This is a genomic window from Agrobacterium sp. ST15.16.024, assembly GCF_027956545.1.
Classification (GTDB): Bacteria; Pseudomonadota; Alphaproteobacteria; order Rhizobiales; family Rhizobiaceae; genus Agrobacterium; species Agrobacterium cucumeris.
Genome location: NZ_JAQKGO010000002.1, coordinates 602,183 through 614,665, shown reverse-complemented (window position 1 = coordinate 614,665; position 12,483 = coordinate 602,183). Strand labels below are relative to the sequence as shown.

General features: G+C 54.8%; 10 protein-coding genes and 1 tRNA gene. 9 read left to right on the top strand and 2 right to left on the bottom strand.

Features of this window, described 5'->3' with window-relative positions:
• The first annotated feature begins 39 nt into the window (after positions 1 to 39).
• The 7 genes from PL640_RS11350 to PL640_RS11320 all read left to right on the top strand — a co-directional run bounded on the left by PL640_RS11350 (position 40) and on the right by PL640_RS11320 (position 7,099).
• Entirely contained in the window at positions 40 to 954 is a 915-nt protein-coding gene (locus PL640_RS11350; RefSeq protein ID WP_271361951.1) for an ABC transporter permease, read from the top strand.
• A gap of 15 nt (positions 955 to 969) precedes the next feature.
• Positions 970 to 1,893, top strand: coding sequence for an ABC transporter permease (locus tag PL640_RS11345; RefSeq protein ID WP_271361950.1), 924 nt, complete (start codon positions 970 to 972; stop codon positions 1,891 to 1,893).
• Positions 1,886 to 3,529, top strand: coding sequence for an ABC transporter ATP-binding protein (locus tag PL640_RS11340; RefSeq protein ID WP_271361949.1), 1,644 nt, complete (start codon positions 1,886 to 1,888; stop codon positions 3,527 to 3,529). Before PL640_RS11345 ends, PL640_RS11340 begins: the two co-directional genes overlap by 8 nt.
• Positions 3,526 to 4,407 carry a dihydrodipicolinate synthase family protein gene (locus tag PL640_RS11335; RefSeq protein WP_271361947.1) on the top strand — a complete coding sequence of 294 codons (882 nt, stop codon included), beginning with the start codon at positions 3,526 to 3,528 and terminating at the stop codon, positions 4,405 to 4,407. Before PL640_RS11340 ends, PL640_RS11335 begins: the two co-directional genes overlap by 4 nt.
• Before the next feature lie 198 nt (positions 4,408 to 4,605).
• Positions 4,606 to 4,695, top strand: a tRNA-Ser gene (locus tag PL640_RS11330).
• A gap of 251 nt (positions 4,696 to 4,946) precedes the next feature.
• Positions 4,947 to 6,185, top strand: coding sequence for a hypothetical protein (locus PL640_RS11325; protein WP_271361945.1), 1,239 nt, complete (start codon positions 4,947 to 4,949; stop codon positions 6,183 to 6,185).
• Positions 6,182 to 7,099 carry a hypothetical protein gene (locus tag PL640_RS11320; protein ID WP_271361944.1) on the top strand — a complete coding sequence of 306 codons (918 nt, stop codon included), beginning with the start codon at positions 6,182 to 6,184 and terminating at the stop codon, positions 7,097 to 7,099. Before PL640_RS11325 ends, PL640_RS11320 begins: the two co-directional genes overlap by 4 nt.
• A 169-nt stretch (positions 7,100 to 7,268) precedes the next feature.
• Here the strand turns inward: PL640_RS11320 and PL640_RS11315 are convergent, their stop codons facing one another.
• Positions 7,269 to 7,874 carry a hypothetical protein gene (locus PL640_RS11315; RefSeq protein ID WP_271361943.1) on the bottom strand — a complete coding sequence of 202 codons (606 nt, stop codon included), beginning with the start codon at positions 7,872 to 7,874 and terminating at the stop codon, positions 7,269 to 7,271.
• Positions 7,875 to 7,877: 3 nt separating this feature from the next.
• Entirely contained in the window at positions 7,878 to 9,149 is a 1,272-nt protein-coding gene (locus tag PL640_RS11310; RefSeq protein ID WP_271361942.1) for a PAN domain-containing protein, read from the bottom strand.
• Between the two features lie 182 nt (positions 9,150 to 9,331).
• On the opposite strand from PL640_RS11310, the gene PL640_RS11305 reads away from it, so the two are divergent.
• Positions 9,332 to 10,324 carry a site-specific integrase gene (locus tag PL640_RS11305; RefSeq protein ID WP_271361940.1) on the top strand — a complete coding sequence of 331 codons (993 nt, stop codon included), beginning with the start codon at positions 9,332 to 9,334 and terminating at the stop codon, positions 10,322 to 10,324.
• Positions 10,325 to 11,634: 1,310 nt separating this feature from the next.
• Positions 11,635 to 12,342 carry a hypothetical protein gene (locus tag PL640_RS11300; protein WP_271361939.1) on the top strand — a complete coding sequence of 236 codons (708 nt, stop codon included), beginning with the start codon at positions 11,635 to 11,637 and terminating at the stop codon, positions 12,340 to 12,342.
• Positions 12,343 to 12,483: the final 141 nt, after the last annotated feature.

Genomic DNA, 12,483 nt, shown 5'->3' with positions numbered 1-12,483 from the left:
GCGAAAGCCTTGCCGCCGCGTTGAAACCCGGAGGCAACCATGCTGAGCTTCATCCGAAAACGATCCATTGCGAGCCTGATCTCCCTGATCGGCCTCATCGTAATGGTTTTCTTCCTCTCCCGCCTGACGGGAGACCCGGCCGCGCTGTTTCTGCCGGTGGAGGCTTCGGAGGAGTTGAAGCAGCAGTTTCGTGCGCTGCACGGGCTAAATGATCCGCTGATGGTTCAGTTCCTGCGTTATGCGGGCGATGTGATGACGGGAGATCTGGGTGAATCACTCAGAAAAGCCCGTCCGGCGCTGGATGTGGTGCTGGAGGCCTTCGTCTGGACGCTCTGGCTTGCAGTCATCACCATGTCGCTGGTCACCACCGCGGCCATCGTCGTCGGCTCGCTTGCGGCTTTCCGCTCCGGCGGCTTTTTCGATCGCATGGCCTCGACCATTTCGTTGATCGGCGCTTCGGTTCCGGATTTCTGGCTGGCCATCGTCGCGATCGTCGTCTTTTCCGTCAATCTCGCCTGGCTGCCCACATCAGGCACGGGCTCGGTGCTGCACTGGATCTTGCCGATCTCGGTGCTGTTCGTGCGCCCCTTCGGCATCATCGTGCAGGTGGTGCGCGGCTCGATGATCGGCGCTTTATCTTCCGCTTACGTCAAAACGGCGCGCGCCAAGGGCGTGAAATCCGGGCCGATCATCTTCATCCATGCCCTGCGCAACGCAATGCTGCCGGTCATTACCGTCATCGGTGATCAGGCCGCAAGCCTTCTTAACGGCGCCGTCATCGTTGAAACCATCTTCGGGTTTCCGGGCGTCGGCAAGCTGATGATCGACTCCATTCTGCAGCGGGATTTTAATGTCGTTCTGGCCGCCATTCTCGTCACCGCGCTGGCGATCTTCCTGATGAACCTCCTGATCGATATCGCCTATGCGCTGCTCGATCCGCGTATCCGGCATTGAGGGGGACATTTAGCCATGAGCCTTTTGAACGCCGATACCGAGATCATCGATGAGCCATCCTTCGCAATGCGCATGCTGCGCATGTTGTGGGCGGATAAATTCGCGCTCTGTGCCGCGATCTTTCTCGTCGTCATCGTCATACTCGCCTTTGTCGGCCCGGCCTGGCTTGGCGATCTCGCGACCAAACAGAACCTGCGCGGACGCAATCTCGCGCCATTCGACTGGCAGCGTGAATGGTACTTCTGGCTGGGAGCGGATGCGCTCGGCCGGTCACTTCTGGCGCGCATCGTTGCCGCCACGCAAAACACGCTGATGATTGCAGCCGGCGCCGTGCTTCTCTCCGCAGTCACCGGCACGGTACTCGGCCTTATCGCCGGGTTTTCCTCCAACCGCGTCGGCCAGATCATCATGCGGCTTGCCGATGTGATCATGTCGTTTCCGTCGCTGCTGATCGCGGTCATCGTCCTTTATCTGCTCGGTTCCTCCATCCTCAACCTGATGCTGGTTCTGGCGATCACCCGCACTCCCGTTTACATCCGCACCACCAGGGCGGAGGTGCTGGAGGTGCGCGAGCGCATGTTCGTGCAGGCGGCGCGCGTCATGGGCGCATCCGGCAAACGCATCCTGTTTCGCCACATCCTGCCCGTGGTGCTGTCGACGCTGACGACGCTTGCGACGCTCGATTTCGCTTATGTGATGCTGGCGGAAAGCGCGCTGTCCTTCCTTGGCATCGGCATTCAGCCTCCGGAAATCACCTGGGGCCTGATGATTTCGCAGGGGCGGCAATATCTCACCAATGCCTGGTGGCTGTCCTTCTGGCCCGGGCTTGCCATCATTCTCACCACCCTGTCGCTTAACCTGCTGTCCAACTGGCTGCGCATCGCGCTTGACCCCGTGCAGCGCTGGCGGCTGGAAATGAAGGGCCGCAAGCATGGCTGACCACCTTCTCGACGTGCGCAACCTTTCCGTGGAGTTCCACACCGCAAGCGGTGTCGTCCATGCGGTGAAGGATGTCTCCTACCATATCGACCGTGGCGAAACGCTGGCTATCCTCGGCGAAAGCGGTTCCGGCAAGTCGGTATCGTCCTCGGCCATCATGAACCTCATCGACATGCCGCCCGGATATATCAGCAGCGGCCGGATATTGCTTCATGGCAAAGACCTTCTGACCATGCCGGCAGAAGCGCGTCGCGAGGTCAACGGCCGGCGCATCGCCATGATCTTTCAGGATCCGCTCAGCCACCTAAATCCCGTCTATACCGTCGGCTGGCAGATCCGCGAGGCGATGACCACCCATGGCATGGGCAAGGCGGAAGCTGAGGCGGAGGCAAGGCGGCTTGTCGCCCGTGTCGGCATTCCTGATCCTGATGGAGCCCTGAAGAAATATCCGCATGAATTTTCCGGCGGACAACGCCAGCGCGTCATGATTGCAATGGCGCTGGCGCTGCGGCCCGACCTGCTGATCGCTGACGAACCGACCACGGCGCTTGACGTGACGGTGCAGGCCGAGGTGCTTTCCCTGCTCAAGGAGCTGCAGCGGGAAACCGGCATGGCCGTGCTCATCATCACCCATGATCTCGGCGTCGTCGCCGAGATAGCCGACCGGGTGGTGGTGATGGAAAAGGGCGTGCTGGTGGAGGCCGGCACCGTTCGCGAAGTTTACCGCAATCCGCAACACCCCTATACCCGCAAGCTCATCAGCGCCGCCCCCGGCCGGGGCGAAATGCACGAACCGAAAGCAGGGGGTGAACCCTTGCTCAGTGTGCGCGATGTGCGCAAGCGCTACGGCACCTTCGAGGCCTTGAAGGGTGTTTCCTTCGACCTGATGGCCGGCGAGACCATTGCCGTCGTCGGCGAAAGCGGCTCCGGCAAGTCAACGCTGGCGCGCATTCTGCTGCGGCTCGACGAGCCGGATGCCGGCAGCGCCCTGTGGAAGGGGCAGGATCTCTTCCAGCTTTCGCCAGCGGAGCTCTTCGCGCTCAGGCGCGATCTGCAGATGGTGTTTCAGGATCCCACCCAATCGCTCAACCCACGCATGACGGTATTTCAGCTCATCTCCGAAGCCTGGGTCATCCACCCGAACATATTGCCCAGGACAAGATGGCGCGAACGCGCCGCGGAACTGCTGCATCAGGTCGGCCTGTCTCCGGAACATATGCGCCGTTATCCGCACCAGTTCTCTGGCGGCCAGCGGCAAAGGATCGCCATTGCCCGCGCCTTGGCGCTGGAGCCGAAGCTCATCATCTGTGACGAGGCAGTCTCGGCGCTCGATGTGTCAGTGCAGGCGCAGGTCATCGCGCTGCTCGATAAACTGCGCCGCGAAATGGGCCTCTCCTTCATCTTCATCGCCCATGACCTGCCGGTGGTTCGGGATTTCGCCGATCACGTCATGGTCATGCAGCGCGGCGAGGTGGTGGAATTCGGTACCGTCCGGCAGGTTTTCGAAGCGCCACGTGAGGCCTATACCCGCGCGCTGCTTTCGGCGAGCCTCGATCCCGACCCCGATATGCATTCCGCGCGCAGCCCGGCCGATGCCGGCCATGCCGTTGGAAATTCAAGTGGAGTTCTTTCATGACCAAACAAGCCTTCGTCGCGCTCGTCACCTGTTTCAACGAAGACGAAACCATCAATTACGAAGCCACGCGCGCGCAGGTGCGCCGCCAGGTGGCGGCCGGCAACAACATCATGTGCGCCGGCACCAACGGCGATTTCACCTCGCTGACCCATGAGGAAAAAATCCGCCTGACCGAAGAGGTGGTGGACGAAGTGGCCGGCCGCGCCAAAGTCATCGTCAATGCCGGCATGCCCGCCACATTCGAGACCATACAGCTTGCCAAAGCCTTCGACCGTATCGGCGTCGATGGTATCGCCGTTATCACGCCCTTCTTCATCGCCTGCACGCAGGATGGCCTGATCCGCCATTTCTCGACGGTGGCCGATGCCGTTGAGACCCCGACCTATCTCTACGATATCCCCGCCCGCACCCAGAACCACATAGAGCCGGAAACCGCGCGTAAACTTGCAACCCATGGCAATATCGCCGGCATCAAGGATTCCGGTGGCGCGCAGCAGACGCTTGAAGCCTATCTCCAGGTGGCGAAGGAGATGCCCGGTTTCGAGGTCTATTCCGGCCCTGATCACCTCGTCTTGTGGTCGTTACAGAACGGTGCCGCAGGCTGTATTTCCGGCCTTGGCAATGCAATGCCGGATGTGCTTGCCGGCATTCTCAACGCATTCAACGCCGGCAATATCATAGAGGCCGAACGCCAGCAGGCGATCTACACAGCCTTCCGCACCGATCTCTATGCGCTGGGTTTTGCGCCCGCCATGGTCAAGCGCTCACTCTACCTGCAGGACCCGTCCGTCGGCGCCAGCCGTCAGCCGGCCCTGCTGCCGGACCAGCAACAGGACGACCAGATTGTGAAAATCCTGCAGCGCTATCAACTGCTCTGACACCATTGCCGAATGTGACGCGCACGGCTGGAGGTCGATGCGTGTCATCTTGAAAATGCCTGTGAAAACCGCCGAAAGCCGAAGCATTTCTCCAGTCTTCTCTATGACGAATAATTTGTGACATAAACACGAAATTCCGCTTGTCAGCCCGGCCATTGATGTTTAAGAGGAGCGCGCAACGCAAGCGTTCGCGCATGCGGAGAGGTGGCAGAGTGGTCGAATGCACCGCACTCGAAATGCGGCATACCTGCAAGGGTATCGTGGGTTCGAATCCCACCCTCTCCGCCATAATTTTCCTTGGGTAGGCAAGGTTTCTCCGTTAGCAAATGAAATCTGAGCTGATTAGTATCGGCATCCATGTGCACTTTTATCTACCAAAGGGCCACACTCCCGGCACGTTCTTACCCTTGGATTTCGATTTCCTGATAGCTGAGCGGCCCATAGGGTCGTCTGATAGCCAACTGCGCTTGCATGTTAATGGTTGTTTTGTATCTTTAGCATAATCTCCTTAAACGTGTATCGCGGATCGGGTGGTCTTTTTGCATAATACTAGCGTTTATCTTTCAGTTCTCCTTCGTTTGATGAAATTGACTCTCGCAGATAAGATCGACCTAAGATCTTCAGAAGGGATTGAAGCGCTTTCGGTGCTGACCGAGCAGACGAAATCAGTTGCCCAATTGGCTGCATCTGAGGTTAATGGCATGCGTGTATCGGACAGCCTTCCTGTTGGCTATTTAGTAAAGCCTTGCGGCGCCTGGACTGTGGCGGTTCCATGGCCCTTGGTCGAAAGCTGCCCCTCGGAAGATCTTTTGTCTGAATTTTGCAACTTCGCCTCCGAGGCGCGTGTCGGAAGTGATAGCATCATGTGCATATCTGGAACTTCGGCTCGAGCAGGTGGGGTAGGGCAGATAGGCGACATCGACCTATCCGAGTATGTGTTCGACGATGTTGAGGCAATTTCCGCTCGTTATGTGGGACTTCTAACCATGCAGCGATCATTCACTCTCGACGTGCAGGCAATGATTTTTTCTCATGTGCCAGCCGAAAGAGTAAACATACTGTGCCCTTGGCCCGATGACGTTAATAAATATGAAGCAGAACATCACCTTTTCCTGGAACGAGTTAAATCAATTCAAACAAAATTAGATTTCATCGGAAATTCTTCTTCTTATGGATATATACCTATTACAAATATGATATTCCCATGCGGGGTGGCGGGCGCCACCGAAAATTATTCGATGAAAACTCCTATGGCATATTCAAGTTTTAGTTTTCAGGAGGCCGTTCTATTTGAGACTGAATCAACTTGGAAAGCGTGGCCTCTTATAGATGTCCACGAATACGTTTATTACGTTAAGTTTCTAGTCAAAGATACTTTGTCATATCTAGATAAACGTCCCGTAAAAGCCCTAAAGCGCGCCAGCGCGCTTGCTAGAATGCTCCGAATTGATGAATTTGACTTGGAGTTTGAGGAGATACTTCGGTCTGATTTCGCTAACAATGATGCCGTTGCGAGTCGGATAGGTGAGGTGCGAAGGCTTGCTGCAATGCGCGGGAATGGAAGCTTGTCTTATTTTGACAGCGAAACGGTGCTTGCTGCCTTGGACAACGCAGCGTCTGACGCAGGGTTGACCGTAAGCGATTTGACTTTTGACCGGTTTAGGTGTCGTCAGGTTGTTGAACGGCTGCTCAGCCACATTAGATCTAATGTGAAAACGGTTGATGATCGTCTTGAGATAGATCTTTTTGGCACGTCTACGGTGGGTATGGTAAGATGATTGAAAGAGCTGAACGTTATGGTGACTTGGAAGAGATTATTGAGCTCGCTCTCAACGAGATCGAGGTTGCTCCAAGCCTTCGCGATCGGGCCCGGGAGAATCTTCGACGCATAGCTAGATCGCAAGGTGTGAATTCGATTATAGAGAAGATAGAAGAAGCTCGTGATCGTAAGCACAGGGCTCAAGCTTGGTTGTCTGGCGTTATGGCGCCTGAGTCCGATATCGACTGGAAATTGCGCCAAGCGAGAAACTTAGACCCTGCATTGGTTCAACAAAAAGCATGGATGGCACTTGCTCGGTTGGCGCAAAAAAAGCCTACCAAAGCATGGGCGCAGCTTGTTTCTAACGCTGTAGCAACATTATCGAGCCTTGACGAAGTATCGGTGCTGCGAGACGTAAATGGAGCAGAGAGGGCATGTATAGACCTTATCGCTGCTGCAGAGGCTCCTGATTTTAAAGACGAGTCTGACGTTATTCAAGGTCTTGTATTCGCGGAAACGGCGAACCTTTACACAATCTGTGCCAAGGTAACGCGGGAAAAGTCTTTCGTTGAAAGAGGACTGTTTCTTTACAGTATGGCTGCAGATGCCATTTCCAAAGGAAGCTCGCCACTTGCGCTGATGGTCGTGCAGATCAACCGGGGGGCCGCCTTAACTTGTTATGCTCACCTAATACAGAAACAGCATTTTGATAAATATAAACGTGATATATTTGAAGTATTTCAATACATAGGTGACGAGGTAATGCATTCGAATAATAGTAACGAATATAATGATTTGGCGAAGAGTGTTTATGATGATTTAGGTATAATTTCCAGCTTTGGCAATAGTTTTTCGGAATGGAGCAGGTGGTCTGACATCGGAAGCTGTTCGATAGATATGCTTGTTGACAACGAAGCTGAGAAAATCGGCTAAAATATCAATATATTGCGGTAATGCTTAGCGCACCCTCAGGTGCGCCCCACGTGTGATCTTCAATATCTGATTGGAGGTCACATGGCGACGATCCGGAAGCTCAGTGAAATTTTGCAAGCGCTTGGATATTATCTCTGCACGTCATTAAAACTTAAAGCTGTCCAGTTCATTAGGGCTTACAGAGATCAGCAGTGTCCCAGGTGGCATTGAATTCGATCCTTCCAGTAACGCCGAAGCCAGCGGAGACGTCGACTACAGTTCCAAACTCTTTGGGACGGGCGGGCATCCCACAAACAGCCATCTTCGCGTTTGTCATCAGCTCGCTCATCACTTCGGTCATGCTCTCGGTGCTGGGCATGTAACCCTGAAGTGCGCTGACACCCTTAATTTTCGAGACTGTCTCACCCTCACCAACATTATCAAGCATAGTCTCGGGAGGATTGACGCCGCGTGGAACGACGTAGACCGAAGAGATCGCCCCGCCTGGCTCAGACTTAACCCAAAACTCCTGTTCCTTGAGTTGCTCAAGTAACTGCTGCCGGTTCAGGTTCAAATTCAGCGCCTCCGCCATCAGCGTCTGCTGCTTATCCGCTGGTGATTGTTCGGATCGGATCGGTGGTGTGGGTTCTGTGCCAGGCACGACCTTGAGCGAACCATCAAGTTGCTTTTCAACACTAAAGCGCAGGTGCTCCTTGGCTTCCTGCGCAAAAGCGGCTGAAGGGAGGACCGCACACGTCAACATGCATACTACGTATTTCAGCATCAGATATTCCATCTCTCAGTCCAAGCTTATGATCTTGGCGGGTGCAAACCGTTCTAGCTTTTTCAATCCGGATACCATCCCTTTGCCCGACATGGGCGTTCCAACCGCGCCTTTCAGCCAGCATTCTTTTTTCGGCTTGATATAGGTGAAGGCGACGCACTGCTTCTCGTCAATGCAAGCCAGACGACATTCCAGAGGGGTTTTCGCCGAACGTTCTGGACGTCGGGATAAATCGCCACCCTGTAAATCGACGTCATCAAACAGCGCTGATTGCGGATCGATCGTTCCAAGCGTGATGGCAGATGGATCTGCTTCGGCTCCACTCAGAAAGCGGCCCGAAAATGCAATGCTATTTCCATCGGCTCGTCCTGCGTTCGATTTCAGGAAGCAGTTCGGGCCTCTCTTGATTTTGGGATTGGCATTGTATGTAAAAGCTTTGCACTGGCCGTTCATAGTCAGGCAACGTTGAGCACATTCGCTGGCGTCGGCGACACGCTGCGATGAGATGTCGTCACCAAATAGGTCTAGCCCAGTGTAGATCGCAATGCGATTGGGTCGCTTGGTAAATTCGTCGAGGGTCGATAGTTTTGCCTGCTGTTTTGAGTCTGGCGCAGGGGTTAACGTGCGACTATCTTCCAGAAGGTTCGCATCACTTGGTTTCTGGTCGCTATATTGGCCAGCGACTGCGACGGGAACATCAATAGTCGTGGGTGTCGTTAATTGTTCCTGCGCCGTTCGATTGAGCTTGTATTTATCCACCTCGTCTTGGCTGAATATATGCATGTCATCAGGGGGCGTCTTAAACATGACGTGCATCACATCCACCGGCGTCCCAAAGCGATTGAGGACGTCGATGATGTCCGAGATCGCGAGTTGTGCGCCCACTAGGTCCGGCGAGTCGGACGAAATCTGATGAACACCCAAGGCTCCATCGACCTTCCGCTCATTACCGGCGAGAAAGACGAACGCACAGGCGGATAAGCACTTGCTTTCTTTTGGAATGTAGGTCACCAGCTTGCGTTGATGGATATCGTCTGCAATGAGCAAGCCCATCTGGACATTACCACCGTGACTATTGAGGGTGACGAGCTTCGCATTTGGCGCTGCTTGAAGCGCGCGACGAAAATTTAGACCAGAGTTGACGTCGATATCGCCATTCAAAGCAATCACGTCCGGACTTGCGTCACTTACAGCAAAAGGGCCGAATGTTCTCTCTCCGGCAAACGCTCCGGAAAAAGTTGCCACCAGAATAACGCTGGCACTAACAAAGCGAAGTAATCCACGCATACTCGATACCCTTTACCCATGCATATCAAACTATACTGACGTCGCGCGTGCAAGGCGCTCAATCATAAATCGCCTATGATTTTTGATTGCAGTTAATGCGTGTGATTGCTGCGCCCGGATAATCCTTGGTTCCTTCTCCGGGGCATCCTACGCATGATCGACAATGAACGTTGGAGATCACGATGGCGACAATCAGAAAACTCAGAGGACGCTGGCAAGCACAGGTTCGTCGTCGTGGCTTGAAGCCCAGATGCAAATCCTTCGACACGAAGCTCGAAGCCGAGAAGTGGGCGCGCGATCTCGAAGCACAGGTCGATAGGTTCGGCGCTGCCCCGGACACGAAAATCCTTGAAAGCACGACGCTCGGGCAGCTTCTCGAACGTTACCAACGCGAAGTTTCGCCTCTGAAGCGCGGGTCCGTCCAAGAGATACAGCGGATCGACGTGCTTCGTCGCCACGAACTCGCATACAGGACGATGATCGGACCGAGCCAGCAGGACATTGCGTCCTTTCGTGACGAGCGGCTTCAGTCGGTAGCTCCATCTACCGCTGTCCGCGAACTAGCGATCCTAAGCCACGTCCTTGAGGTCTCCATCCGCGATTGGGGGCTACCGCTCGCAAAGAACGTCGTGAAGTTGGTTCGTCGTCCTGTGATCCGTAACGAGCGCAGCCGACGTCTGACTGGCAACGAAGAGCAGTGTCTGTTGGACGCATGTGACAGTGGCAAGATATCTTTCTTCAAGGCGCTCCTGATCCTCGCCATCGAGACAGGGATGCGCCGGGGCGAGATCCTGGGGATGCGGTGGTCTGACATCTCTCACAATCGGCGGGTCATCACGCTCGCCGTGACCAAAAATGGATACGGACGCCAGGTGCCGCTGTCACAGCGAGCATTCGACGCGCTCTCCGAATGGAAGTCTCGCGCCGACGGCGATCAGCTCAGGGTTTTCCCCATTAGCGCTAGTTCGCTGGAGCAGGTCTGGCGCCGTCTGCTGATACGTGCCGACATAAAGGGGCTGCGCTTCCACGATCTGCGCCACGAAGGCGTCAGCCGTCTGTTCGAGCGCGGTCTCAACGTAATTGAGGTGAGCAGCATTTCCGGTCATAAGGAGCTGCGGATGCTGAAGCGCTACACTCATTTGAGCGCCGACGATCTCGTAGGTCGCCTGGGTTAGATGGTCTAAAATCACAATATACACGCTCAGGTATGTTGCACTAAGTTTACATTCTTCCATTGATTGCGGTCGAATGACAACATTGAGCGCGTTTTGACGGACGAAATGTCAACTTTTCAGACCTTTAGACAGCCAAAATCGCACTTTTGGTTGCGCTACGTTTACGTTTGGTTGACTGTTTTCGACAGAATTGCTGTTTTTCCCGAAGTGTAAACTTAAGCATTTTCTAAATTAACTCTGCCCCAGACCTCAAGGATCGGGCGATCTTCAATACATCAAATTCGTCCGCGCGCGAACAGCTGTTGGAGTGCCTTCCGGTCCAGTCGTCATCGCGGAAGCCTTGCCGGGCAGCGTTAAAAACATATTCAAGCGGTTGCCGATGAGCGCGTCAAGACGACGCCCCGAGTGTTATCACTCAGCACTGAAGCCCACAGATACTGACATCGAGAGCCACCAGTGCCATGAGGTGTTTTACCTTCAATACATTATGGACGTTGTGGATTTGCGCACCGCTCTTTTGTGGGCAACCTTCTTTTTGCCGTGACCCTCCTGCGCCGCGAGATTCTGCCGTTCATCTTCCATGACGCAGTGCTGCCGCCAGGACACGAAGTCCTAGAGGGTTTCAAGGCGCTCCATGGGGATGGCTTTTGTATCCACCAAGATCCGACCTCGGATCCTCCCTCCCCACAGAAATCACCGCAGGCGCTTACAGACGCGCTTCAGTCTACAGAGCGAGTGCTTATCGGAAAAGTTATCGGGTCGCACCAGGTGATCAACCCTGAGTCAAAGCGCAGCCGCCGCGCGCAATCTCCTGCATCTCATGAGGTTCTGGCTATAAAGTAAGTAAGGCGAGGAGGCTGTGACTTGCGTCACCGCTAGCTGACAGTCGCCCGCTCACGACTTGCGTCATCTCACACAGCACAGCGCTATAAGAAATATAGCCGCTACAAAACGAACTTTCACAATGGATACCCAAGTATCCAAAGGAGAACCTGTGACCGGAAATCACCATTCATTCGAAGATCGTCTTCGCGATAATATCACGGCCCTCAGGCTTGTCATGCCCGACGTCCTCATGCGGGAACGAGAGCGCGCTCACACGAAGTGGTATGCATATCGCTTTATGTCGCCGCTCGAGGCGACAAAGCTTTTCGCGGATTTGTATCGAGCCGCATTTAAGCGGTATGTGCGCACCCATCGTGATGTTAGTGACGCCGACGCCGCCAATGGCCTCGGAACCAGGATTTTTGGTCGGCCGAACAGCTCACTCACCGAGGTCTGGAACGCGAGACAGCGCCGACGAACTTGGCTTGCCTTATAACCTGTTGATGGATTTCAGCTTTGATTTCGCAGGTCGCCGCACAAGGAAGCGCGCACCTCGCCCTGGCCAGCTGTTCGATAGTGGAGAGGCCGGCATTGCATGGCCGCTCGAACTTGAAAAGTGGATTGTGGATCCGTTGCATCTTGAGGTTCAGCGCCTCAGCATGCCGCAGTATCGGCATGAGAATTATCGGTCCTTTCCTGTTCAGAGAGAGTTTCACGAATACATTCTGGAGAGCATTGAGGAGAGGGTAGGGGCCTGGGGCCCAAAGTTGGCCCACCATTGCGTGAGCCGCCATCATCTTCCCATCAGTAAGGCAATAAAGCTTGTGCCGAAGGGAGCGCGCGCGAATGCCCTCCGCCACATTCGCGGTGAGCTTGAGCTTGCCATCGAAGAGAATGGTGAAGTTGAGTGGTTGCCCGACATCGCCGTTGCCCCAGCATGCTTCGGTCTCCCCTTTGCTACGCACGTGACGTCACCGGAATGTATGGCATGTCCTCTGGCCGATCTCTGCTCTAACGCAGTGCGTGTGGCGTCCGACCACATGCATGGCAGCTATGGCGCTCTTTCTCCGGTCCAGCAGAACCGGAAGATGAACACGAGGCAGAAGACGAAGTTGCGGGTCCGAAAGTTCCGGGCGGGGAAGCAGACGCTTGCTTCAGACTGCTCTCAGCAGCCGGAGGGCATCCCGATGTAACGCTCAGCCAAATAGGGTTTCTTTTAAAGAGAGATATAAACTTAGGTTGAGCGTTACATCTCCTTCCTTCTCCGGGAAACGGAGAATCCTTATCCCCAACCGCCGAACAGATAATACCACGCCGCCTTCCGGCGTCGTGGA